Source organism: Cryobacterium sp. TMT3-29-2 (genome assembly GCF_004564305.1).
GTDB lineage: Bacteria > Actinomycetota > Actinomycetes > Actinomycetales > Microbacteriaceae > Cryobacterium > Cryobacterium sinapicolor.
In genome coordinates this window covers 38,210-61,475 of sequence record NZ_SOGK01000065.1, presented here as the reverse complement: position 1 = coordinate 61,475, position 23,266 = coordinate 38,210, and the positions used below count along the sequence as shown (strand labels likewise).

Here is a 23,266-nt window from a genome sequence, read left to right as displayed (position 1 = left end):
CGCATGCAGCACGATCTGAATCGAGTGAGTTTGAAGTTCATTGTTGGGGAAACCCTCGTCTACCCGCACCACGGTGCGGTCACCCTTACCGAGCTCTCCACCATAACCCTGAAGGGCGTCGCGCAGCCGGCGATGACGCTGCGCGTGCATTCGTCGCAGCTCACCATCCAGCTTCCCATCGCGAATGCGGGTCTCGTCGGAGTGCGTGACGTCATCGATGCCGCGGGGCTGGAAGAGGTCTACAAGGTTCTGCGTGAGCCGTTCACCGAGGAAGCCACGAACTGGAGCCGCCGGTTCAAGGCCAACCAGGAAAAAATGGCGAGTGACAGCGTGACCCGCGTCGCCGAAGTCGTCCGGGACCTGTGGCGCCGTGAACAGGACGGCGGCGTGTCCGCCGGTGAGAAGCGGATGCTCGCCAAGTCACGTCAGCTGTTGGAGTCCGAGCTGGCACTGGCGCTGGGAACATCACCGGAGGACACCGTCCTGGCCTTGGACGAAGTCCTCTCCGGAGCCCTCACCGAAGCGGTGTAGCCCTGCACGGTTGTCCGCGGGGATCGGATGCGTCGCCGCCGGCCAGTGCGGTCGTGGTGACCGAGTACTAGTTTGTTGGCGTGTCCCCTCCCTCGATCGATCTCCGCACCGCGCACGCGGCCGGCGTGGAGCGCCTCCTCGACAGCTATCGGGCGGTGCCGCCGTCGGCCTCCGTGCGGCTCGCCAAGCGCACTTCTAATTTGTTCCGCTCCCGGGCGCAGGCGCACGCCGTTGGCCTGGACGTGTCGGGTCTGACTCGTGTGATCGCCGTCGATCCGACAGCGCGCACCGCGGACGTGGGCGGCATGTGCACCTACGAAGATCTGGTGGCCGCGACGCTGCCCCACGGTTTGACACCGCTGGTGGTGCCGCAACTGAAAACGATCACCCTGGGCGGCGCGGTCACCGGCCTCGGCATCGAGTCGACGTCCTTCCGTAACGGTCTGCCGCACGAGTCGGTACTGGAATTGGACATCCTCACCGGGGCGGGAGAGGTGGTCACCGCCTCGCCCGTCGAGCACGAAGACCTCTACCGCGCCTTCCCCAACTCGTACGGCACGCTCGGCTATGCGGTGCGCCTATGCATTGAACTGGAACCGGTACATCCTTTTGTCGCGCTTCGGCATCTGCGGTTCCACTCGCTCACCGACCTGGTCGCGGCGATTGATCGCCTCACCGTGACCGGCGCAGGGGACGGTGAGCGCGTGGACTACCTTGACGGCGTGGTGTTCAGTGCCGACGAGAGCTACCTGACTGTGGGTACCCAGACCACGACATCCGGCCCGGTGAGCGACTACACCGGACAACAGATCTACTTTCGCTCCATTCGGCACGATGACGGCATCACGCACGACCGGCTCACGATCCACGACTACCTGTGGCGGTGGGACACGGACTGGTTCTGGTGCTCGGAGGCGTTCGGCGCTCAGCGTCCGTGGATCCGCCGACTCTGGCCGCAAACGTTTCGGCGCAGCAGCTTCTATTGGAAGTTGATGCGCTTCGAGCGGCGATTCCGGATCGGGGATCGCATCGAACGACTACGCGGCCGTCCACCCCGCGAACGCGTCGTGCAGGACGTCGAGGTGCCGATCGAGGGGTGCGCGGATTTCCTGGACTGGTTCCTCGCCACGGTGCCGATCGCGCCGATCTGGCTGTGCCCGCTGCGGCTGCAGGGGGATAGCTGGCCGCTCTATCCGATGGCGCCGCAGCAGACCTACGTCAACATCGGTTTCTGGTCCACGGTGCCGCTGGGGTCCTCCGACGGGGAGACGAACCGTCTGATCGAACGCACGGTCAGCAACTTTCACGGGCACAAATCGCTGTATTCCGAGTCCTACTATTCTTCGGAAGAATTCGACGAACTCTATGGCGGTGAAACCTATCGCACCGTGAAGAGGCGGTATGACCCCGATTCACGACTCCTCGACCTCTTCGCGAAGGCGGTGCAACGACGATGACCACGTACAAGGGACATCCGCCGGAGAAAGCGGAAACGGCAGGGAGGTCGGTCACACCGGGAAAGCTCACACTTGCCCAGATCCTGGAGATCCTTGCCGGCGGACGCCTCCCGCTCAGAGTCACCGCCTACGACGGCAGTTCGGCCGGTCCGATGGACGCACCGCTGGGGCTCGAGTTGAAGACGCCGCGCGGCACGACCTATTTGGCCACGGGCCGCGGCGATCTGGGTCTGGCTCGCGCCTACATCGCCGGCGACCTTGCAGTGCACGGGGTGCACCCCGGCGACCCCTACGAGCTGTTGAAGGCTCTCGCCGGCGAACTGGTCTTCACGCTGCCCTCGCCGCGAGTGACGGCCAGCATCCTCCGCTCCATCGGCGCCCGGCACCTCCGCCCCATCGCGCCGCCGCCGCAGGAGGGGTCGCCGCGCTGGCGCCGCGCCGTCGGGGGACTCCGGCACAGCAAGATCCGAGACGCGGAAGCGATCCATCACCACTACGACGTGTCGAACAGCTTCTACGAATGGGTTCTCGGGCCGTCGATGACCTACACCTGTGCGTGCTACCCGGACCCCGAGGTGTCGCTCAACGAGGCACAGGAGAACAAGTACCGGCTGGTGTTCGAGAAGCTGCGGCTCGGGCCGGGCGACCGGCTGCTCGACGTCGGATGCGGCTGGGGCGGCATGGTGCGCTACGCAGCCCGCCGCGGAGTCGCGGCCACCGGCGTGACGCTGTCGGAACAGCAGGCCGCGTGGGCCCGGCAGGAAATCGTCGAGGAGGGTCTGACCGCCCTGGCCCAGGTGCGCCACGGCGACTACCGCGACGTCGCAGAGACAGGTTTCGATGCCGTGTCGTCGATCGGGCTGCTTGAGCACATCGGAGTGCGCAACTATCCGTCGTACTTCGGCTTCCTGCAATCCCGGCTGCGCCCCGGCGGATTGCTGCTCAACCACTGCATCACCCGGCCGGACAACCGCTCCGAACCGTCCACGCGCGGGTTCATCGACCGCTACGTCTTCCCCGACGGGGAGCTTGCCGGCTCGGGCCGCGTCATCAGCTCGGCACAGGACGTCGGCCTGGAGGTGGTGCACGACGAGAATCTGCGCCTGCACTACGCGCTGACCCTGCGCGACTGGTGCGGCAATCTCGTCGAGCACTGGGATGAGGCCGTCGCCGACGTGGGGCTGCACACCGCAAAGGTGTGGGGGCTGTACATGGCCGGGTCACGACTCGCGTTCGAGACGGGAGGGATCCAGCTGCATCAGATCCTGGCGGTCAAGCCTGAAGCAGATGGCGATGCCGGCGATCTACCGCTGCGACCGTGGTGGACGCCCTAGTTGACGGTGTTTACGTCTGGCCACGTTCAGGTCGCGTGCTCCGGCACGACTTTGGCCGTTTCTCTCCGTGTGTTCGACGTCCGTTGTCCCGATGGGAGCCGAGGAGTACTTTCTTCAGAGGCGGGGCGGGATGCTGGCTCACCCGATGCCAGTCGGGCCGTCCCTTGTTGAAAGGAAGACTCATGAAACGCATAGTGCTTGGGTGCGTTGTCGCCATCGGACTCATCTTCGTGGGCGCCACTTCAGTTCAGGCTGGAGAGACCAGTGGCAACGGCAGTCCGGTGCCCGGTGCAGGGAAAGCCAGTTCGGCCTGCGCCTATTCGGGCCGAGACCTCCCCGACGCGCAAGAGAACCAGCCGCCCGAATTCAACGACGACTTCGTCACGGACGGGCGCGTCCAGAGTTACGGGCGGTACGTCAGCCACGGCTTCAAAGACCTGGTGCCCAGCCCGGGCGTAGCCTGCCGCGGCAACGTGGAGTTCGAGGAATAGGCTGCGCAACCTGTGGTTCATTCCAGTTTGGGCAATAAAATAGGCCACACAATCGAAACCGATTGTGTGGCCTATTCACCGTGCGAAATCCGGAGATCAACCGGTTTTGTTATTGTGTGCCCGAGGGGGGACTTGAACCCCCACGCCCATAAGGGCACTAGCACCTCAAGCTAGCGCGTCTGCCATTCCGCCACCCGGGCCGGGTGTTTCAGCAGTCGTTCCCGGCCGCCGAATAGATAATCTAGCACGGATTTTGCGGCCCTCCCGCCGCGCCCATCGTCACCGTTCGGCGAAGAGGCCCGGTAGCGTGACAGGCATGCTTTCCACTGCTGACAACACCCCGGCCGACGATGCACTGGACCTCACGGCCACGATCGCCCGCGATCTCATCCGTTTCGACACGACGAATTATGGTGAGGGCCGTTCGAACGGTGAAACGGATGCCGCCGAGTACGTCGAGGCGAACCTGCGGGCTCTGGGCCTGGCCCCGCGGCTGTTCGATTCCGAACCGGGGCGCACGAGTGTCGTCGTGCGCGTACCGGGTCGCGACAGCAGCCGCGGCGCGCTCGTGGTCCACGGCCACCTCGACGTCGTCCCCGCCGACCCGGACGCCTGGTCGGTGGACCCGTTCGCCGGCGTGATCAAGGACGGACTGCTGTGGGGCCGCGGAGCCGTGGACATGAAGAACATGGATGCCATGATGCTCGCGTCGCTCCAAGACATCCTCGGTTCCCACCAGGAACCGGCCCGGGACCTGGTCGTGGCGTTCTTCGCCGACGAGGAGGCCGGGGGAGTGCTCGGCTCGCACTACCTCGTCGACACCCACCCGGAGCTCTTCCATGGTGCCACCGAGGCCATCAGCGAGGTCGGCGGGTATTCGATCACGCTCGGCGGCCAGCGCGCCTACCTGCTGCAGACGGGCGAGAAGGCCCTGATCTGGATCAAGCTGGTGGCGCGGGGCGACGCAGCCCACGGATCCCGGCTGATCCACAACAACGCCGTGACCCGGCTGGCCGAGGCGGTCGCCAAGGTCGGTCGGCGCGAGTGGCCCATCCGACTGACCGACACCACCACGCAGCTGCTGACGGAGCTGGCCCGGGTGCTCGGCGTCGACCCGCAACGTGTCGGTCCCGACGAACTGGCCCTCGCCACCGGCACGGCCTCCGGCTTCATCCAGGCGAGCCTGCGCACCACGACCAATCCCACCGTTCTGCAGGCCGGGTACAAGCACAACGTCATCCCGGACCGGGCCGAGGCGCTCATCGACATCCGCACCCTGCCCGGAGACGAGGACGCCGTGCTCGCCGAAGTGGCCGCGCTGGTCGGCCCCGACATCGAGATCGTGATCATGCACCGCGACATCGGCCTCGAGACAGAGTTCGGCGGGCCCCTCGTCGACGCCGTCGTCGAGACCCTCGGCCGGCACGATCCGGGCGCCCCCGTGCTGCCATACCTGCTCTCCGCCGGCACGGACAACAAGGCCCTCAGCACCCTCGGGATCAAAGGCTACGGCTTCGCCCCGCTCAAGCTCCCCGCCGACCTTGATTTCCCGGCGATGTTCCACGGGGTCGACGAGCGGGTGCCTCTCGACGCATTAGTGTTTGGCAGGCGGGTCCTGACCGACCTGCTCTCGAACTACTGATCAGCAAAAGGGCTTTTTGTGAACTTCATCGACGCACTCATCTTGGGACTCGTGCAGGGACTGACCGAATTCCTCCCGGTCTCCTCCAGCGCCCACATCCGCATCATCGGGGAATTCCTGGGTACCGGCGGCGACCCGGGAGCCCGTTTCACCGCCATCATCCAGATCGGCACCGAGGTCGCCGTGGTGATCTTCTTCTGGCGAGACATCGTGCGCATCATCGGCCAGTGGTCCAAGTCCCTTGTCGGCAAGGTTCCGCGCGCCGACCCGGATGCGCGAATGGGCTGGCTGATCATTCTCGGGTCTCTGCCCATCGTGGTGCTCGGCCTGCTCTTCCAGGATCAGATCGAGTCATCCCTGCGCAACCTGTGGATCACCGCCAGCGTGCTGATCGGCTTCGGCGTTCTGCTCGGCATCGCCGACTACGTCGGGGCCAAGCGCCGCCGGCTGGGCGACCTCACCGTGCCGCACGGCGTCGTCTACGGCTTCGCTCAGGCGCTCGCGCTGATCCCCGGCGTTTCCCGCTCGGGCGGCACCATCACCGCCGGCCTCTTCATGGGCTACGAGCGTGCCGCCGCGGCACGCTATGCCTTCCTGCTGGCGATCCCGGCAGTCCTGGGCAGTGGGTTCTACCAGATGTACAAGGCGATCGCGAAGCCGTGCCTGGACGGCGCGACCAACTGCACGCCGGAGATCTTCGGGCCGTGGGACACCCTGGCGGCCACGGTCGTCGCCTTCGTGGTGGCCCTCTTCGTGATCAAGTTCTTCATGGGCTACATTTCCAAGCACAGCTTCCTCCCGTTCGTGATCTACCGCATCGCGCTCGGCCTCGTGCTGATGGTCCTACTGGTGACAAACACCATCTCCGCCTAGTTAGGCTAGGACGATGCGTGCCTGGAAACGACCCGAAGTTCCGCGACTCCCCGGACAGTCGGGCCCCCCCTGGCTGCACGACACCGCCACCGCGGCCCTGATCGAGGCCCGGCCCAACGACGTCGCCCGCCTGTACGTGTGCGGGATCACCCCCTACGACGCCACGCACCTCGGCCACGCGGCCACCTACCTGGCGTTCGACACTCTGCAGCGGGTCTGGCTGGATGCCGGTTACCGCGTGCACTACGCGCAGAACGTGACGGATGTCGACGACCCGCTCCTCGAGCGAGCGGCGGCCACCGGCGTCAACTGGAAAGCTCTCGCCGAGTCGCAGGTGGACCTGTTCCGTACCGACATGGAGGCTCTGGCGATCATCCCGCCGAACGACTATGTCGCCGTCACCGAGGTCATCGACGAGATCGCGGTTGCCGTGGCCCAGCTCTGGGATGCTGGCCTCGCCTACCCGGTCCCCGTGGAACCGGCCGCCGAGGGCGCACCCGAGCCGACGGATCCTGCCGGGTCCGACATCTATTTCGACATCGAGGCCGCCCAGCGTGCGAGCTCGTGGACGCTCGGCGACGAGAGCAATCTCAATTCGGACGCCATGCTCACCCTGTTCTCCGAACGCGGCGGAGATCCGGACCGCCCGGGCAAGCGGGACGTGCTCGACCCGCTGCTCTGGCGCACGGCCCGCCCGGGAGAGCCGACCTGGGCGTCGCGCGTCGGTTCCGGCCGCCCAGGCTGGCACATCGAGTGTTCGGTCATCGCGCTGAAGGAACTCGGCACGGACTTCACGGTGCAGGGCGGCGGCAGCGACCTGATCTTCCCGCACCACGATATGAGTGCGGGGCACGCGGCAGCCCTGTCCGGGCATCCGCTGGCCGGCGTCTACAGCCATACCGGCATGGTCGCCTACCAGGGCGAGAAGATGAGCAAGTCGCTCGGCAACCTCGTGCTCGTGTCCACACTGCGCGCCGAGGGAACCGACCCGCGAGCCATCCGCCTCGCCCTGCTCGACCAGCACTACCGCACCGACTGGGAGTGGACAGACGCCCACCTCCGAGCGGCGAAGTCCCGTCTCGCTGCCTGGACCGGCGCGTTCGGTGCAGCCGCCCCGGCCGGCACCGGGACAGCCCACGAGGTCGTCGCCCAGCTGAGGGCTGCTCTGGCCGCGGACCTCGACACACCCGCGTCACTGGCGGTTGTGGACGCCGCCGCGCACGCAGGGGTCGACGACCCGCCGTTGGTCGCCCTGGCCGTCGACGCGCTGCTCGGCGTAGCTCTCTAGGCCGGGCGGGGCCCGTCGGGCCCCGGGCGGCCCTCGCCGGGGCCGTCCCGCCCATCGCCCCGCTTGCGCAGGTATTTCTCGAATTCCTGCGCGATCGCCTCACCGCTGGCCTCCGGGGAGTCGACCGTGTCCCGGGCCTGTTCGAGCTGTCCGATATAGGCTGCCATCTCGTCGTCCTCGGCGGCCAGCGTGTCGATGCCGCTCTGCCAGTCCTCGGCCTCGGTGACCAGGTCGCCGCGCGGGATGACGACGTCGATGATCTCTTCAAGCTTGTCGATCAGGGCGAGCATCGCCTTCGGCGACGGCGCGTTGTGCACGTAGTGGGGAACGGATGCCCAGATCGACAGGGTCGGGATGCCGACCTCTTCCGCGGCGATCGCGAGCACGCTCAGGATACCGACGGGGCCTTCGTAGGTGCTGCGCTCGATCTGCAGTTCGGCGCGCACCTGCGGGTTGTCACTGGACACGAAGATGGAGATCGGGCGAGTGTGGGGGACATCGGCCAGCATCGCTCCGAGGAACACGATCCCGCCGACGTCCGCTGCCAGTGCGGCGTCGAGGATCTCCGCGGCGAATCCCTTCCAACTGCGGGACGGTTCCGTTCCGAGAAGCAGATAGATGTTTCCGGCGTTCGTGCCGCTGACCCGCAGCTGCGCGTCGACGGCGAGGGGAACTCCCGCCCCAGCGGGGGTCGTCGGGCCGTAGAGTATGGCGCCCGGCCACTCGAGCTTGCGTCGGCCGTCCTCGCCGCCGGCCGAAATGGTCGGCCGGTTGAACTGGTAATCGAAGTAGATCTCGGGGTCGATTTCCGCGATCGGGGAGACATCCAGCAGATCCTTCAGGGTGCCCACGGCGCCGGTTGCCGCCTCACCGGCGTCATTCCAGCCCTCGAACGCCACCACCAGGAGGCGCCCGTTGAGGAACCCATTAGCCTCTGTCACTGTCTGAAACCTCTTTCGACGGGGTGCCCCACGTGGCGCACCATCCATCAAGGATAGGCGGTGCCCTCTACACTTGAACTCCGTGAACGCGATCCGAGTCAATTCCCCCCTGCCCGCGGCCGTGCTTTGGGACATGGACGGCACCATCGTGGACTCCGAGCCCTACTGGATGCGCGCCGAGACGGAATTGGTCGAGTCCTTCGGCGGCGTCTGGTCGCACAGCGACGCCATGCTGCTGGTCGGCTCCGGCCTCGAGGGCTCCGCCGTCATCTTGCAGAATCGGGGCGTCGACCTGTCCGGCAACGTCATCGTGCACCGACTCACCAGTCGTGTCCAGGAACTCCTCAGCACCCATGGCGCCCCGTGGCGGCCCGGCGCCCTCGAACTGCTCGCGCAGCTCAAGACCGCCGGCGTTCCCATGGCGCTGGTCACCATGTCGCAGCAACGGATGGCACGCCAGATCGCCGAACTCGTCGGATTCACCGCCTTCGACACCATCATCGCCGGCGATATGGTCACGCACAGCAAGCCGCACCCGGAGGCGTACCTGACGGCTGCCGGGCTGCTTGGAGTCAACCCAGAGCAGTGCATAGCGGTCGAGGACTCCATTCCGGGGATCGCGGCCGCCGTGGCATCCGGGGCCGTCGTCATCGGCGTCCCGCACATGGTGTCCCTGCCCGAGAGCGCGCATTACGACCTGTGGCCGACCCTCGCCGGTCGAACCCTGGATGGCGTCACCGCGCTTTATACCGCCCGACGCGGCTCCGTCGAAAGCTCCCCGGCCCTGACCGACTCCGAATGACCCGAGAACAAGGACGTAACCCACGCATGAGCGACAACCAGGTCATCCAGAACAGCGGACCCTTCCGGATCGGCGACCGGGTGCAGCTGACCGGACCCAAGAACAAACTGAACACGATCACGCTCGAACCAGGCAAGGTCTTCCACACCCACCGGGGCATCCTTGCCCACGACGACATCATCGGCCTCCCCGACGGCTCGGTCGTCACGAACAACGTCGGCGTGGAACACCTCGCCCTGCGCCCGCTGCTCAACGACTTCGTGATGTCGATGCCCCGCGGTGCTGCCATCATCTATCCCAAGGACGCAGCCCAGATCATCGCCCAGGCGGACATCTTCCCGGGGGCGACCGTGGTGGAGGCCGGCGTCGGATCCGGTGCCCTGTCGCTCTGGCTGCTTCGCGCCATCGGCCCTGCCGGACGGCTGGCCTCCTTCGAACGTCGCAGCGAATTCGCGGATGTCGCCCGCGACAACATCGCGACCTTCCTCGGGTTCGATCCCGCCAACTGGAGCATCACGCTCGGCGACCTCGCGGACACGCTGCCCGACACCATGCCGGCCCAGAGCGTCGACCGGGTCGTGCTCGACATGCTCGCACCCTGGGAATGCCTGGGATCCGTCTCGGACGCGCTCAAGCCCGGGGGAGTGCTGCTCTGCTACGTGGCCACGGTGACCCAGCTCTCGCGGGTGGCCGAGGCCATCCGTGCGACCGGTCTGTACACGAATCCGGACTCGAACGAGACCATGGTTCGTGGCTGGCACGTCGAGGGTCTTGCCGTTCGGCCCGATCACCGGATGATCGGACACACGGGCTTCCTGATCACAGCCCGCCGTCTCGCCCCGGACACGATCCTGCCGGAGCTGAAGCGACGGCCGTCGAAGACCGACTTCTCCGATGCCGATGTGGAGGCCTGGACTCCGGGCGCCCTCGGTGAACGGAGTGTCAGCTCGAAGGTCATGCGCAAGCGCGTCCGGATCGCGGAGACCGGCGCAGCCATCTCCAAGGCTCGCGATCTCGACGCGGGGGAACCCGACGACCTCGCACCCGACGCCCGTTAGGATGATGTCGGCCTGCCACTGGCCTCGAATTCGCCCCTGTCCCGCACAATCACTTGCCCCACACTGAAATGAGATCCCGTGCGTAGAGCTCCTGCACTCATCGCCTCCGCTGGCCTGCTGGTCGCGGTCCTGACCGGCTGCAGCACCCCCGTCGACGCCGCGGACTGCGAGGCTTCGGTCTCGGAGGGGGCGGCGTCGAAGCTCGTGTCGGCGTCGGGTGAATTCGGCTCCGCGCCGACGGTGGACTTTCCGACGCCGTTGAAGACGGACACGACTCAGGTCAGCGAGGTCATCGCCGGTACGGGAATCGGCCTCGTCCCGGAACAACTGGTCAAGCTCGACCTCAGCCTGTACAACGGCACAACGGGCGCGCTGATCAGTGAGGGCGAATACGACGGTGCCAACCAGGCCAGCATCGTCCTCGACGACGAGCAGACCCTCCCGGGGCTGGCGTCGGGCCTCGAATGCGCCCAGGTCGGATCCCGGCTGGCCCTCATCGTCTCTCCGGACGACGGGCTCGGCCCGGCCGGCGGAGACGCCAACAGCGGTATCGGTGCCGACGACTCCCTGGTCTTCGTGATCGACGTCGTACGAGCCAACCTGCTTCGGGCCGACGGTGCCAACCAGCCGGTCGCGAGCGGTCTTCCCTCCGTTGTCCTGGCGACCGACGGAACCCCCGGCCTCACGATTCCGTCGAGCGAGCCACCGACCGATCTCAAGATCGGCGTTCTCAAGAAGGGCGCCGGCGAGGAGATCGAGGAAGGCGACACCGCGACTCTGCACTACACGGGCGTGCTCTGGAACGAGAAGACCGTCTTCGACTCCAGCTGGCAGGCCGGGAAACCAGCCGAGTTCCTGATCGCGGACGGATCCAAGACCGAGGGCGGGCTGATCCCCGGGTTCGCCCAGGCCGTCATCGGCCAGACCGTCGGTTCGCAGGTCATCGCCGTCATCCCACCCGATCAGGCCTACGGAGACGAAGCATCGCAGACAATCCCTGCGGGTTCGACGCTCGTGTTCGTCGTCGATATCCTCGGCGTGAACTGAGCCTCGGCGTCGAAGCGGCGGTTAGACTCGCAGCGTGTCGTCCACCACTCAGAAGAACAGCCGCGTTTCGGTAGAAGAACGCCTGTTCAGCCTTGTACTTGCGCTCATCGCAACGGAAATCGGGTTGACCAAGGCCGATATTCTGTCCACAGTCCAGGGGTACCGCCAGCGCTACCTCCCCGGCGGCGACAACTCCAGTCTGGAGCGGCAGTTCGAGCGCGACAAAGACGACATCCGCGAACTGGGCATTCCCCTTGAGGTGGTGGAGCCACCGGACGATCCCGGAAGCAACCACCACCTGCGATACCGTATTCCCAAGGGTCTCTACGAGCTGCCGGTGGACGTGGTATTCAGCCCGGACGAGCTGATGCTGCTGAAGCTGGCCGCGACGGTCTGGCGGGAGGGCTCCCTGTCAGCGGAGTCCCGGCGGGCCATGACGAAACTGCACGCGCTGGGCATCGACTCGAGTGATCCCGTGCTCGGCTACTCGCCGTCCCTCCGCGTGCGAGAAGCGTCCTTCGAACCGCTCAGCAAAGCAATGGATCGTGGTCAGGTTGTCGCCTTCCTCTATCTGAAGCCCGGCGAGGCGGCCGCTCGCCGCCGCCAGGTCGAGCCCCGCGCCATGGTGCTGCATGACGGACGCTGGCACCTGTTCGGCACCGACCAGGATGCCGCGGCCACCCGCACCTACCTGCTCTCCCGCATCGTCGGGCCGGTGGTGACCGTTCCCGGCGCGTCATTCGAAGCCCACGGAGAAGGCCAGGGGCAGACTGCCCTCAGCGAGCTCGAGGCGCTGTGGATCGCCAACGTCGCCGTGATCTCCGCCCGGCCGGGGAGCGATGCCGCGTTGCGACTGGCGAAGCGACACGCGCCGGGAGAAATCCCGGCGAACGCGGACGCATCCGCCCTGCATCTGAACTACACCGACCTCAACGTGCTCGCCGATGAGCTCGCCGGCTACGGCCCGGAGGTTCTGGTGCACTCGCCCGCACTCCTACGCGCGGCGGTGCGGTCGAGACTGATGACCGTGCGGGATGCCCACACCGATTCCGATTCCGATGTGAATCCGCACCCGGACGCGTCGACGGAGGCCGGCGCATGATCGGCGGTCAGGCACTCGGAGCATCCGACAAGCTGACCTTCCTGCTGGCGCTGGTTCCCTTCCTGATGGACCATGACCGCATCAGCGTGACCGAGGTCTCCGAGCACTTCGGGGTGGCACCCGACCGGGTGCGCGACGCGGTCAACCTCATCGCGGTCTCCGGCATCCCGGGGGAGACCCGGCAATATCTGCACGGCGACCTGTTCGATATCCACTGGGACGAGTTCGAAGCCAACGACGTCATCGTGCTCACCCATCTCGTGGCGATCGACGACTCGCCTCGCTTCTCCGCCCGGGAGGCCGCCGCGCTGATCGCCGGTCTGCAGTACCTGTCGTCGCTTCCGGAGAACGCCGACGTCGACGCGATCGCCTCGCTGATGGCGAAACTCACCCGCAGTGCCTCGGCCGCTCCCAGCCAGGTTGCCGTGTCCGGAACGGATGCCCGCAGCAGCATCACGGTCGTACAGGCCGCAGTCCGCGACGGAGTCCAGATCGAGTTCGACTACCTGAATGCCCGTGGCGAGCATGAGCGTCGCCTGGTCGACCCATGGCGCATCCAGTCCGTCGACAGTGACTGGTACCTGCGCGGCTGGTGCCATCTTCGCGAAGCGGCGCGCACCTTCCGCCTCGACCGGATGAGTGATCTGCACGCGACCGACGTGCCGACCAGCCTCCGGTCTGCCGACGCTGGGCCGAGCGAGTCCCTCTTCGAGGGCTCCGCCTCCGACCTCGACGTGACGGTCGAGCTTCCGACGTCGGCCGTGCCGCTGCTCGCCGACTACGCCCCGCACGGTGCCGCCGGTGCGCCGGGGGACCGCGTGCGCCGAACACTGCGGGTGGCGCACTTCCACGGCCTCAAACGTCTCGTCTCCGGCCTCGCCGGAGTCGTGGAAGTGGTTGCCCCTGCCGACGCCCGCGTGGTCGTCCGCGACTGGGCCGCCGCCGGGGCAGCCCGCTATGACGAGGCCGAACCGACTGACGTGGGGAAGTAGACGATGCCCTGGTGGTCGTGGGTTCTGATCTGGACCGGCCTCGTGCTCGGCCTGCTCGCTATGCTGGCCTGGTTCGGGTTCGCCCTGTTCAAGAAGGTCCGGGGGACGGTGAGAGCCCTCCAGGAACTCGGCGATCTGGTCTCGGACGTCACTGGGGGGCAGGAGGCTCCGGCTCCGGACCGATTCCGACCGGCCATCTTCACGGACCTCGCAGACCTCTACTTCGCTCTCGAGCTGGTTCAGCGCGATCGTGGGCAGCGTCGGCAGCGTCGGCGGGATTCCTTGATCGCCAGAGGTAAACTAGTCACAACTCGCCCATTGACCCAGAGGACAGATACTGATGCTTAACAACCTGACCGGATGGCACTTCCTGATCATCCTCGTCATCGTTCTGCTTCTGTTCGGTGCGCCCAAGCTTCCGGCTCTCGCCCGCAGCCTCGGACAGTCGATGAAGATTTTCAAGAACGAGATCAAGAGCGATAAAGAAGATGCCGAGACGACTGGCAGCGCTGACGACTCTTCGAAGGCCGCCGGCACAGCCGACCCGACCACGAAGTCGTAAGTCCCGTGGCGGGGCGAACCCCTCGGCGCACGGCAACTGATGGAAAAATGTCGCTGGGGCAACATCTGCTGGAGCTGCGCAAGCGGCTTTTTCTTGCCGCGGCCGGAATCCTGGTCGGAGCGATCGTCGGCTGGTTCCTCTCCGATTTCGTGTGGGACGCCCTGCGCGAACCCATTTACGCCATCATCGAGGCGCAGGACCGCAAGGCCCAGCTGAACTACCCGGACATCACCAGCGCTTTCGACCTGAAGTTGAAGATCGCCTTCTACGTGGGTCTCGTCGTGTCCAGCCCGGTCTGGCTCTATCAGATCTTCGCCTTCCTGGTTCCCGGCCTCACCCGCGTCGAGAAGCAGTACACCTTCGGCTTCCTGTTCACCGCCATTCCGCTTTTTCTGGCGGGCTGCGCCGCCGGCTGGTTCGTCCTCCCGAACATCGTCGGGCTGATGACGGGGTTCGCGCCCAAGGAAGACGCCGCGCTCATCGTCGCGCAGAGCTACCTCGATTTCGTGTTGAAGCTCATGATCGCGATCGGCGTCGCCTTCGTGCTGCCCGTCTTCATCGTTCTGCTCAACCTGGCCGGCGTGATCAGCGCCCAGTCGATCATCAAATCGTGGCGAATCGCCGTGCTGCTGATCACCCTGTTCACCGCGATCGCCACCCCCGCGGCCGACGTGATCTCGATGTTCCTGCTTGCCATCCCGATGGTGGTGCTCTACTTCGCCGCCTATGGGATCGCGTACCTCCACGATCGGCGTGCCGCCCGGCGTGCCCGTGCCCTCGAACAGGAGCTGGCGCTCTGAGCGCATCCGATGACCTATCTTGAATCGCCCGCGGAACGCTATGCCGCCTCTCGAGCCCGCGCCGGCCGGCCCCGCCTGGAGTCATTCCGCGCCGGGCTCCGCTTCGAATTGGATCCGTTCCAGCTGGCCGCCTGCGCGTCCCTCGAAGACGGCAACAGTGTCCTGGTCGCCGCGCCCACGGGCGCCGGCAAGACCCTGATCGCGGAGTTCGCGATCCACCTGGCGATGCAGAGCTCCCGGAAGAAGGTCTTCTACACCGCCCCGATGAAGGCGCTGAGCAACCAGAAGTTCCAGGAGCTCGTCGCGGAATACGGTGCGGATGCCGTGGGCCTACTCACCGGTGATACAAACGTGAATCCTCAGGCCCGCATCGTGGTCATGACGACCGAAGTGCTGCGCAACATGCTCTACGCCGATTCGGACCTGCTCACGAACCTCGCCTTCGTCGTGCTGGACGAGGTCCACTTCCTCGCCGACAAATTCCGCGGCGCCGTCTGGGAAGAGGTCATCATCCACCTGCCCCAGGATGTGCGCATGGTCTCCCTCAGCGCCACCGTCTCCAACGCCGAAGAATTCGGCGACTGGCTGCAGGCCGTCCGCGGCGAGACGGATGTCATCGTGTCCGAGGAGCGACCGGTTCCGCTCGAACAGCATGCACTGGTCAAGAGCAAAATGCTCGACCTCTTCGACGCGGCCGGGCTGGCCGGGACTCACCGCGTGAACCCGGAGCTGGTGCGGCTGGCCCAGTCGGGCGGGCGCGCACCAGCACCCCGCTCGGCGAACGGGCGTCGGGGCGGCGGACGCGACGGAGACCGTGATCGCGGCCGGGGAACCCAGCCGCGCGGCGGTTTCGAACCGGGCCGGATGGATCGCTCCGAGATCGTGCGTCTGCTCGAGGGCAAGCACCTCCTCCCGGCGATCTTCTTCATCTTCAGTCGCGTCGGCTGCGACCAGGCGGTCCGCCAGGTGCTGCGGGCCGGCGTGCGTCTGACCGATGCGCGGGAGCGCGAGGAGATCCGTCAGATCGTCGATGAGCGCTGCCGGACGCTGCTCGACGAGGACCTCGGTGTGCTCGGCTATTTCGAATGGCTCGACGGCCTCGAGCGGGGCGTCGCCGCCCACCACGCCGGCCTGCTGCCTGCGTTCAAGGAGGTCGTGGAGGAGCTGTTCCAGAAGAAGCTCGTGAAGGCTGTCTTCGCGACGGAGACCCTGGCGCTGGGCATCAACATGCCGGCCCGCACGGTGGTGCTCGACAAGCTCGAGAAGTTCAACGGTGAGGCCAGAGTGCCGATCACCCCGGGGGAGTACACCCAGTTGACCGGACGGGCCGGGCGCCGCGGCATCGACATCGAGGGCCACTCGGTGATCCAGTGGGCATCCGGACTCGACCCTCAGACGGTCGCGTCCCTTGCCTCCCGGCGTACCTATCCGCTCAACTCCAGCTTCAAACCGACCTACAACATGACCGTTAACCTGATCGACCAGTTCGGTCGGGAACGCACGCGTGAGGTGCTCGAGTCCTCGTTCGCCCAGTTCCAGGCCGATCGGGCCGTCGTCGATCTGGCCCGTAAGGTACGCCAGCAGGAGGAATCCCTGGCCGGGTTCTCTCTGTCCATGGTCTGCCACCTGGGTGATTTCACCGAGTATTCCGCCATACGCCGGAACCTTACCGATGTCGAGCGCCAGAATGCGGCGGGGGAGACCGGCGCTCGTGCGGCGCGAGAACGCCGCCAGCGCGAGCTCGGCAGCCTGCGCCGCCGCATGCGCGAGCACCCCTGCCATAGCTGCCCGGAGCGCGAGCAGCACGCACGGTGGGCGCAGCGCTGGTGGAAGCTGAAACGCGACACGGATGCCCTGACCCAGCAGATCACGACGCGCACCGGTGCCGTGGCTCGCGTCTTCGACCGCGTGACCGAGGTCCTCGTGGGCTACGGCTATCTCCTCGCAGGTCCCGACGGCACCGTCACGCTCAGTTCGAGCGGCCTCATGCTTCGGCGCATCTACGCGGACCGCGACCTGCTCGTGGCGGAATCGCTGCGCCGGGGCCTGTGGAACGACCTCGATCCAGCGGGTCTGGCCGCCATGGCCTGCGCTCTCGTGTTCGAGCCCCGCCGCGAGGAGGGACTGATCGACGAACGATACCTGCCCAAGGGTGCCTTCCGTGAGGCCCTGCACGAGACCCAGGAGTTGTGGAGTCGCCTCGACGACCTCGAACGCGACCACAAGCTTCCCGGCAGTAACCCCCTCGCGGTGGGACTCAGCCTGGCGATGTGGAAGTGGGCGCGAGACGGCTCGCTCATCGAGGTCCTGGATGAGGCCGAAATGGCGGCTGGCGACTTCGTGCGGTGGACCAAGCAGACCATTGACCTGCTGGATCAACTCTCCGTCGTGGCCGACGACCCGGTCGGCCGCATGGCTCGTAAGGCCATGGATGCGATCCGTCGTGGGATCGTGGCCTACTCATCGGTCGCTTAGGCTGTTGACGTGATTTCGGGGACCCTCCGGCCGCCGGCCCTCCCGTTGCCGGCCGCTGTTTTGCTCGCGGCCTTGGCCGGGGCCATCCTGGACGCCGGGTTCCCCGATCGCTCGTGGTGGATCCTGGCCCCGGTCGGGGTCTTCCTCATGCTCTTGGCCCTGCTGGGGCGTGGTTTCTGGTCCGGCCTGCTGATCGGGATGGTGGCCGGAGCGTCGTTCTGGTTGATCCATATCAGCTGGCTGACGCTCTATCTCGGGCCCGTGCCGTGGTTGGCGCTGGCCGGTCTTCAGTCAATTTTCTTCGGCATCAGCCTGGCGCTGATCGGCGTCGTGCTCGAAGTGGGGCCGCGGGTGTGGCCGACCACCCTGGGCCGCCTCGGCGTGGTGCCGGTGGTCGTGGCCGGGCTGTGGACGGCGCGGGAGGCTCTCGCCTCCGTGTGGCCGTACGGCGGTTTCGCCTGGGGCCGGATGGCCATCTCCCAGTCCGAGAGCCCGTTCAATTCGCTCGTGGCGTGGGTCGGCATGTCGGGGCTCAGCTTCGTCCTGGTCTGGCTCTGCGCCCTGGCCTTGCAGCTGCTTCGCGAAACCCCGGTTCGGTTCACCGTGCGGGCGGGCATCGCCGCGGGGGCGATCGCGGCCCTGCTGGTCGTCCCGGCCTGGCCCATGGTTCAGACGGGCGAGGCACGTCTGGCGGCCGTCCAGGGGGCGTCCGATGCCGGTCTGTTCGCACGCTACTCGCCGGGGCAGATTCTGGCGGATCACACGTCGGCGACCCTGGCCGTGATCGACGAGGACGTCGACTTCGTCGTGTGGCCGGAGAACGCCAGCGACATCGACCCGCTTCGGTCGGCGGATGCCGCGAGGAACCTTGACTTCCTCAGCCGCGAAATGGGCGTGCCGATCATCGCGGGCACGATCACGCAGCGCGACAACAAGTTCTACAACAGTTCCCTACTGTGGCAGGAGGGGGAGGGCGCCGTCGACATCTACGACAAGGTGCACCCGGTTCCCTTCGCTGAGTACATGCCGGACCGGGCGTTCTGGCGGCCGTTCGCCCCCGAACTGATCGATTTGATCGCGCGCGACTACTCCATCGGAACCCGGGACAATGTCTTCGATATCAACGAGATCAGAGCGGGGATCGCAATCTGCTTCGACATCGCCGACGACCAGCTCGTGCAGGAGATGGTGGATGACAGGGCAGAGATCATTCTCGCCCAGACGAACAACGCTGATTTCGGCCGTACCGACGAAAGCGTTCAGCAGCTGGCCATCGCCCGGCTCCGGGCCATCGAGGCCGGGCGCACGGTCGTCAACATCTCGACCGTGGGCACCAGCGCCATCATCACCCCGGACGGAGCCACCCTCGACAGCCTGCCGACCTGGTTGCCCGGGGCGATGGTGCAAACGGTTCCGCTGAGCGACACGGTCACCCCGGCAATGGCGGCGGGGCGGTCACTCGAGTGGCTGGTGTCCGGCATGGGCCTGGCGGGGCTGGTGCTGTGCTCCGTTAACGCACTACGCACCCGACGGAATCGGGCGCGTAGTGCGCGATTGTGATCAGTTCTGGGCGAGAGAGGCGGCCGGTCAGGCCCCGATCTTCTGCTGTCCGCGACGCTCCCGCAGGAACGTCAGCCGTTCTTCGAGGAGTTCCTCGAGCTCGGCTCGCGTGCGACGCTCCAGAAGCATGTCCCAGTGCGTACGGGGTACTTTCTCGTCGGAGTGGTCAACCGTCACCGGCTTGGAGTCAACCAGCCGGGTTGCTGTCTGTGAACAGAAACGACACTCCCATTCGTCAGGGGCTTCCGCCTCTGCCGAGAAGATCATGACCGTCTCCCGTGCGCACGTTGCACACAAATACGTGTGGCTAACTCGTGGTGAAAAGGTCACGCCCTCTTCGCTTTGAAGGCTTTGTGCGCCTAACCTCATGCCACGCAAACTGCGATCCGCCATCGTGTGGTCTCCTCTCGCGATGCAACTCTCAGGTATAAACCATCAAGCTGGACGTTATCTTTCCGTTATCTGACTTCTCGGAGACAACTCTCAGGTTCGCGCGTTGATGATGGCCGCTGCCAGGTCGCACCGGTCGGTGACGAGCCCGTCGACGCCCAGGTCCAGGAGCCGGATCATGGACTCTGGCTCGTTGATGGTCCAGACATGGACCTCGACCCCGGCCGCGTGCATGCCGCGGATGAAGCGGGGCGTGAGAATACGAAGAAACCGCACCGACTCCGGCACCTGCACGGCGGCACAGCCCCTCAGGGTGTGCCGCAGGGGAGCCGACCCGCCCAATTCGGCGGCCAGGGCGGCACGCAGCAGGACCGAGGCGGAAGCCGATGTGGCTACCCCGGGGAGCAGTGCCTTCGTTCGACGCCGGCGGGTCTCGGAGAAGGAGGTGATCAGGACGCGATCGATGGCACCGGCGTCATGGACCGCTGCGGCCGTGGGCTCGATCGCTGCCGTCGACTTCACGTCGATGTTGAACCGGGCCTCCGGAAAAGCGTCGAGTCCCTCACGCAGTGAGGCGAAGGACTGCCCCCTGCCGACACCGATCCGACGCAGCTCGGTCATGGTGAGCTGGTCCAGGCGGATGCGGGTCCCCGCCACGTCATGCTCGGCGTCGTGGCTGAGCACCGCGATCCCGTCATCCGTGGCATGGACATCCGTCTCGAGGTGGGTTGCACCGGCGGCCAGCGCATGCTCGAAGGCCAACAGGGTGTTCTCCGGGGCCTCGAGGCAGAGGCCGCGATGAGCGAAGACACGCGGCCCGACCCCCTCGAGGTACATCGCCGCCTACGGCTCCGTGGTGGCGGGGGACTGGCCGGGGGTAGTCGGGACGGAGCCACCCGCGGCGTGGCCGAACGCTGCACCGATGCCGTTCATCGCCGCGGTGAGTTCGCTGGGCACGATCCACAGTTTGTTCGCGCTGCCCTCCGCCAGCTTGGGGAGCGTCAGCAGGTACTGGTACGCCAGCAGCTTGGGATCCGGGTCGCCGTCATGGATCGCCTTGAACACCGTGGTGATCGCCTCGGCCTCACCCTGGGCGCGCAGCACCGCCGCCTTCGCGTCACCTTCCGCCGACAGAATGGCCGCCTGCCGGGCCCCTTCGGCGGTCAGAATCGCTGACTGCTTCGTGCCCTCAGCGGTCAGGATGACCGCGCGCCGGTCGCGCTCGGCTCGCATCTGCTTCTCCATTGAATCCTGGATGGACAGGGGCGGGTCGATCGCTTTCAACTCCACCCGGCCGACTCGGATGCCCCACTTGCCGGTCGCCTCGTCCAGCACAATCCGCAACTGACCGTTGATGTTGTCGCGGCTGGTCAGCGCCTCTTCGAGGTTGAGGCCGCCGACCACGTTGCGCAGCGTCGTCGTGGTGAGCTGCTCGACCGCGCCCAGGTAGTTCGCGATCTCGTAGGTGGCGGCTCGGGCATCAGTGACCTGGAAGTACACCACTGTGTCGATGGAGACCACGAGATTGTCCTCGGTGATCACCGGCTGTGGGGGGAACGAGACGACTTGCTCGCGCATGTCGAGAAGCGGGCGCACCCGATCGATGAAGGGGACCAGAATGTTCAGGCCCGGCTCGAGCGTCTTGTGATACTTTCCCAGACGCTCGACGACGCCGGCATTGGCCTGGGGGATGATCTTGATCGCCCGAATCAAAACGACGACAACGAACACCCCCAGCACCAGGAGCAGGGCGGCAATGAAGATCTGCCCAATGAATTCACCGGTGGAGAGCACTATGTGATGTTCCTTTCCAAGGGGAGAACGACGGCGGTGGAGCCTTCGATCGCGGCAACGCGAACAATCTCACCGGGTTCGGCGGACTGCGAATCGGTGTCGGGGGAGAGGCGGGCGGTCCACGTCTCGCCGTTGGCCAGTTTGACCATCCCGCCCGAAGGACGAACGGTGGACAGCACCTGCGCCGTCATTCCGAGCAGTGCGGCCACGTTGCTGGGGGTGTGATCGGCACCCTGTCTCATCACCCGCAACAGAAACGGGCGGATGAGCAGGATGAGCAGCACTGAAACCACGGCGGCAGTGACGATCTGGAGCCACCACACGGCTCCCAGTAGGTTCGCTCCCAAGCCGGCGAGGCTGCCGACGGCGATCATCAGAAAGGTGAATTCCAGGGACAACAACTCGATGATCACACAGACGAGAATGAAGACGAGCCACACGATCCACAGGTAGTCGGTCAGGTCAGCCATCAGTTTTGGAACCTCTCACGTGACGTTTCCCTTCCGAAGCTATCACCTGGTCGGCGGCGGGAGCCAAGGCAGGCCGCGGGCGAAGCGGGCCGCGCATGTTGCTAGGCTTGCGTGTCGTGAGCACTGCACCCAAAAATCCCCTCGACGCCGGCTCTCTCACCGGTAAACGCGCCCTTGTCACCGGGTCGTCCCGTGGCGTCGGAGCGGCCACGGTCGGCCTCTTCGCCGAGGCGGGCGCCAGCGTAGCCATCAACTTTCGTAACAAGGAGGCACGGGCGATCAAGGTTGCCGATGCCATTCGTGCCGCAGGCGGTACGGCGGTCACGGTCGGAGCAGACCTGACGGATGGTGCATCCGTCGCGGCCATGTTCGAAATCATCCGTGCGGAGTTCGGCGGCCTCGACATCCTCGTCATGAACGCTTCCGGCGGCATGGAGAGCGGCATGGCCGAGGATTACGCCATGCAGCTGAACCGGGACGCCCAGGTCAACCTGCTCAACGCTGCTCGGCCGTTGCTGGCTCCGGGTTCCCGAGTGGTGTTCGTCACCAGCCACCAGGCACACTTCGTCGAGACCACGACGACCATGGCCGAATACGAGCCGGTCGCCCGCAGCAAGCGCGCCGGGGAGGACGCCCTGCGCGCCCTCATCCCCGAACTCGCGGAGGCCGGGATCGGATTCGTCGTCGTATCCGGCGACATCATCGAGGGAACGGTCACCGCTGTTCTGCTCGAGCGTGCCAGCCCGGGCACCATGAACGCCCGCAAGGATGCCGCCGGCCGGCTGTACAACGTCAGCGAATTCGGCGCCGAGGTGGCGCTGGCGGCCGTCGAGGGGGTTCCGGAGAACAACACCCGGTACGTCGGAGACATCGCGGACTACGTCGGCGAAGCCGCCAGCCAGAACTGAACGCGGCCGACACCCGGCCTGGGCAGGTAAGCCGTACGCTACGCCGTGTCGGGCGTGGCCCGCCGGCCTCGGCCGAACATGAACGCCTGCACCAGCTGGACGATCCCGGACAGAACTAGAAACACCCCGCCGATCACGACCAGGATCGTGACCGACTCGACGGGGGAGAAGAGCACCACGACGCCGGCGACGACGGCGATGGCCCCGAAAAGTGTGCCGAACCAACGGCTTGAGTCCGGTGCCGTTTCAACCAGCCCGGCCACACCTTCCACGATCCAGGAGATGCCGATGAGCATCCCGAGAACGGCCAGGGAGTCCAGCGGGTTCCGGATCGCCACGATACCGCCGACGATCAGGAGCACACCGAGCAGGATGTTCAATACCCGACTGCCGCCCGCAGCACCTTTCGTGAGCAATCCTCGGGCCACATGAACGATCCCGCTGATCAGGAAGTACAGGCCGAACAGGACTCCGAGGATGGCGACAGTGGTGTCCGGCCAGACCAGGATCAGGATGCCGACTACGAGGGCGAGCAGGCCGGTCCCGGCGATGGCCAGACGCACACCGCTGATCTCGGATTCGTTGAGCGTTCTCGAATCGAGCGAGAGATCATAGGTGGTAACGGTGCTGGGCATTTCAGCCGCCTCTCGCTTTTAAGTGGAGTGTCTGTTCGTCTACCTGTGTCTGTCTGGAGTTGCGTGACCGACGACCTGCGATGACCGTGTGCGGCACACGATAGTCGACGCTGC

At 66.1% G+C, this 23,266-nt stretch carries 23 protein-coding genes and 1 tRNA gene; 17 read left to right on the top strand and 7 right to left on the bottom strand.

The genetic code is table 11. The features are described from left to right. The first annotated feature begins 30 nt into the window (after positions 1-30). The 4 genes from E3O67_RS07685 (at position 31) to E3O67_RS07670 (ending at position 3,813) form a co-directional block, all read left to right on the top strand. The gene (locus E3O67_RS07685; protein ID WP_104102105.1) at positions 31-531 is read left to right on the top strand and encodes a CarD family transcriptional regulator; all 501 of its coding nucleotides are present in this window, start codon (positions 31-33) and stop codon (positions 529-531) included. Positions 532-656: 125 nt separating this feature from the next. Beyond that, a complete protein-coding gene (locus tag E3O67_RS07680) occupies positions 657-1,988 on the top strand; it encodes an FAD-binding oxidoreductase (protein ID WP_241979243.1) in 1,332 nt (443 codons plus the stop codon). Beyond that, the gene (locus E3O67_RS07675; protein WP_134429801.1) at positions 1,985-3,322 is read left to right on the top strand and encodes a class I SAM-dependent methyltransferase; all 1,338 of its coding nucleotides are present in this window, start codon (positions 1,985-1,987) and stop codon (positions 3,320-3,322) included. Before E3O67_RS07680 ends, E3O67_RS07675 begins: the two co-directional genes overlap by 4 nt. Before the next feature lie 182 nt (positions 3,323-3,504). After that, positions 3,505-3,813 (top strand): hypothetical protein, encoded by a 309-nt coding sequence (locus E3O67_RS07670; RefSeq protein WP_134429803.1) that lies wholly within the window; start codon positions 3,505-3,507, stop codon positions 3,811-3,813. Positions 3,814-3,930: 117 nt separating this feature from the next. Here E3O67_RS07670 and E3O67_RS07665 read toward each other — a convergent pair. After that, positions 3,931-4,013, bottom strand: a tRNA-Leu gene (locus E3O67_RS07665). 116 nt (positions 4,014-4,129) lie between these two features. On the opposite strand from E3O67_RS07665, the gene E3O67_RS07660 reads away from it, so the two are divergent. From E3O67_RS07660 to mshC, 3 genes are read left to right on the top strand one after another with little or no spacing between them, the layout of a single operon-like run. Beyond that, positions 4,130-5,455 (top strand): M20/M25/M40 family metallo-hydrolase, encoded by a 1,326-nt coding sequence (locus E3O67_RS07660; protein WP_134429805.1) that lies wholly within the window; start codon positions 4,130-4,132, stop codon positions 5,453-5,455. Between the two features lie 18 nt (positions 5,456-5,473). Further along, a complete protein-coding gene (locus E3O67_RS07655) occupies positions 5,474-6,328 on the top strand; it encodes an undecaprenyl-diphosphate phosphatase (protein ID WP_134429807.1) in 855 nt (284 codons plus the stop codon). Positions 6,329-6,341: 13 nt separating this feature from the next. Next, a complete protein-coding gene (gene mshC / locus E3O67_RS07650) occupies positions 6,342-7,616 on the top strand; it encodes a cysteine--1-D-myo-inosityl 2-amino-2-deoxy-alpha-D-glucopyranoside ligase (RefSeq protein ID WP_135102392.1) in 1,275 nt (424 codons plus the stop codon). Here mshC and E3O67_RS07645 read toward each other — a convergent pair. After that, positions 7,613-8,557 carry a proteasome assembly chaperone family protein gene (locus E3O67_RS07645; RefSeq protein WP_198418964.1) on the bottom strand — a complete coding sequence of 315 codons (945 nt, stop codon included), beginning with the start codon at positions 8,555-8,557 and terminating at the stop codon, positions 7,613-7,615. The two genes, mshC and E3O67_RS07645, sit on opposite strands and share 4 nt — an antisense overlap. A gap of 82 nt (positions 8,558-8,639) precedes the next feature. On the opposite strand from E3O67_RS07645, the gene E3O67_RS07640 reads away from it, so the two are divergent. From E3O67_RS07640 to lnt, 9 genes are all read left to right on the top strand, one after another. Further along, complete coding sequence (locus E3O67_RS07640) at positions 8,640-9,359, top strand: HAD family hydrolase (RefSeq protein ID WP_370260365.1); 720 nt, start codon at positions 8,640-8,642, stop codon at positions 9,357-9,359. A 26-nt stretch (positions 9,360-9,385) separates the two neighbouring features. Then, positions 9,386-10,417 (top strand): tRNA (adenine-N1)-methyltransferase, encoded by a 1,032-nt coding sequence (locus E3O67_RS07635; RefSeq protein ID WP_134429811.1) that lies wholly within the window; start codon positions 9,386-9,388, stop codon positions 10,415-10,417. Between the two features lie 78 nt (positions 10,418-10,495). Then, positions 10,496-11,464 (top strand): FKBP-type peptidyl-prolyl cis-trans isomerase, encoded by a 969-nt coding sequence (locus tag E3O67_RS07630; protein WP_134429813.1) that lies wholly within the window; start codon positions 10,496-10,498, stop codon positions 11,462-11,464. A 34-nt stretch (positions 11,465-11,498) separates the two neighbouring features. After that, positions 11,499-12,566 carry a YafY family protein gene (locus E3O67_RS07625; RefSeq protein WP_135102390.1) on the top strand — a complete coding sequence of 356 codons (1,068 nt, stop codon included), beginning with the start codon at positions 11,499-11,501 and terminating at the stop codon, positions 12,564-12,566. Then, the gene (locus E3O67_RS07620) at positions 12,563-13,558 is read left to right on the top strand and encodes a YafY family protein (RefSeq protein WP_134429817.1); all 996 of its coding nucleotides are present in this window, start codon (positions 12,563-12,565) and stop codon (positions 13,556-13,558) included. The genes E3O67_RS07625 and E3O67_RS07620 overlap by 4 nt, the downstream gene beginning before the upstream one ends. A 340-nt stretch (positions 13,559-13,898) precedes the next feature. Then, a complete protein-coding gene (gene tatA / locus E3O67_RS17415; protein ID WP_134429821.1) occupies positions 13,899-14,120 on the top strand; it encodes a twin-arginine translocase TatA/TatE family subunit in 222 nt (73 codons plus the stop codon). Between the two features lie 47 nt (positions 14,121-14,167). Beyond that, on the top strand, positions 14,168-14,920 hold the full coding sequence (tatC, locus tag E3O67_RS07610; RefSeq protein ID WP_134429823.1) for a twin-arginine translocase subunit TatC: 753 nt from the start codon (positions 14,168-14,170) through the stop codon (positions 14,918-14,920). Between the two features lie 9 nt (positions 14,921-14,929). Then, on the top strand, positions 14,930-17,395 hold the full coding sequence (locus tag E3O67_RS07605; RefSeq protein ID WP_135102389.1) for an RNA helicase: 2,466 nt from the start codon (positions 14,930-14,932) through the stop codon (positions 17,393-17,395). A 9-nt stretch (positions 17,396-17,404) separates the two neighbouring features. After that, positions 17,405-18,955: an apolipoprotein N-acyltransferase gene (gene lnt, locus E3O67_RS07600; RefSeq protein ID WP_135102388.1), complete on the top strand. Its 1,551-nt coding sequence runs from the start codon at positions 17,405-17,407 to the stop codon at positions 18,953-18,955. A gap of 27 nt (positions 18,956-18,982) precedes the next feature. Here the strand turns inward: lnt and E3O67_RS07595 are convergent, their stop codons facing one another. The 4 genes from E3O67_RS07595 to E3O67_RS07580 form a co-directional block, all read right to left on the bottom strand. Beyond that, the gene (locus E3O67_RS07595) at positions 18,983-19,348 is read right to left on the bottom strand and encodes an RNA polymerase-binding protein RbpA (RefSeq protein ID WP_134429829.1); all 366 of its coding nucleotides are present in this window, start codon (positions 19,346-19,348) and stop codon (positions 18,983-18,985) included. Positions 19,349-19,438: 90 nt separating this feature from the next. After that, complete coding sequence (locus tag E3O67_RS07590; protein ID WP_134429831.1) at positions 19,439-20,182, bottom strand: glycerophosphodiester phosphodiesterase family protein; 744 nt, start codon at positions 20,180-20,182, stop codon at positions 19,439-19,441. A gap of 6 nt (positions 20,183-20,188) precedes the next feature. Further along, complete coding sequence (locus E3O67_RS07585) at positions 20,189-21,118, bottom strand: SPFH domain-containing protein (protein WP_370260373.1); 930 nt, start codon at positions 21,116-21,118, stop codon at positions 20,189-20,191. Positions 21,119-21,138: 20 nt separating this feature from the next. Next, positions 21,139-21,609: an NfeD family protein gene (locus tag E3O67_RS07580; protein WP_174776809.1), complete on the bottom strand. Its 471-nt coding sequence runs from the start codon at positions 21,607-21,609 to the stop codon at positions 21,139-21,141. A 116-nt stretch (positions 21,610-21,725) separates the two neighbouring features. Here E3O67_RS07580 and E3O67_RS07575 point away from each other — a divergent pair, with 116 nt between their 5' ends. Next, positions 21,726-22,517, top strand: coding sequence for an SDR family oxidoreductase (locus E3O67_RS07575; protein ID WP_241979244.1), 792 nt, complete (start codon positions 21,726-21,728; stop codon positions 22,515-22,517). Positions 22,518-22,555: 38 nt separating this feature from the next. On the opposite strand, the gene E3O67_RS07570 is transcribed toward E3O67_RS07575, so the two are convergent. After that, positions 22,556-23,152, bottom strand: a complete 597-nt coding sequence (locus E3O67_RS07570) for an HdeD family acid-resistance protein (RefSeq protein ID WP_134429839.1) — start codon at positions 23,150-23,152, stop codon at positions 22,556-22,558. Positions 23,153-23,266: the final 114 nt, after the last annotated feature.

Excerpts from the sequence above, each read along its gene's own strand:
- E3O67_RS07570 (WP_134429839.1), bottom strand. The coding sequence starts at position 23,152 with ATGCCCAGCACCGTTACCACCTATGATCTCTCGCTCGATTCGAGAACG.
- E3O67_RS07660 (WP_134429805.1), top strand. The coding sequence starts at position 4,130 with ATGCTTTCCACTGCTGACAACACCCCGGCCGACGATGCACTGGACCTC.
- E3O67_RS07635 (WP_134429811.1), top strand. The coding sequence starts at position 9,386 with ATGAGCGACAACCAGGTCATCCAGAACAGCGGACCCTTCCGGATCGGC.
- tatA (WP_134429821.1), top strand. The coding sequence starts at position 13,899 with ATGCTTAACAACCTGACCGGATGGCACTTCCTGATCATCCTCGTCATC.
- E3O67_RS07580 (WP_174776809.1), bottom strand. The coding sequence starts at position 21,609 with ATGGCTGACCTGACCGACTACCTGTGGATCGTGTGGCTCGTCTTCATT.
- E3O67_RS07605 (WP_135102389.1), top strand. The coding sequence starts at position 14,930 with ATGACCTATCTTGAATCGCCCGCGGAACGCTATGCCGCCTCTCGAGCC.
- E3O67_RS07670 (WP_134429803.1), top strand. The coding sequence starts at position 3,505 with ATGAAACGCATAGTGCTTGGGTGCGTTGTCGCCATCGGACTCATCTTC.
- E3O67_RS07620 (WP_134429817.1), top strand. The coding sequence starts at position 12,563 with ATGATCGGCGGTCAGGCACTCGGAGCATCCGACAAGCTGACCTTCCTG.
- E3O67_RS07595 (WP_134429829.1), bottom strand. The coding sequence starts at position 19,348 with ATGGCGGATCGCAGTTTGCGTGGCATGAGGTTAGGCGCACAAAGCCTT.
- mshC (WP_135102392.1), top strand. The coding sequence starts at position 6,342 with ATGCGTGCCTGGAAACGACCCGAAGTTCCGCGACTCCCCGGACAGTCG.
- E3O67_RS07675 (WP_134429801.1), top strand. The coding sequence starts at position 1,985 with ATGACCACGTACAAGGGACATCCGCCGGAGAAAGCGGAAACGGCAGGG.
- E3O67_RS07590 (WP_134429831.1), bottom strand. The coding sequence starts at position 20,182 with ATGTACCTCGAGGGGGTCGGGCCGCGTGTCTTCGCTCATCGCGGCCTC.
- tatC (WP_134429823.1), top strand. The coding sequence starts at position 14,168 with ATGTCGCTGGGGCAACATCTGCTGGAGCTGCGCAAGCGGCTTTTTCTT.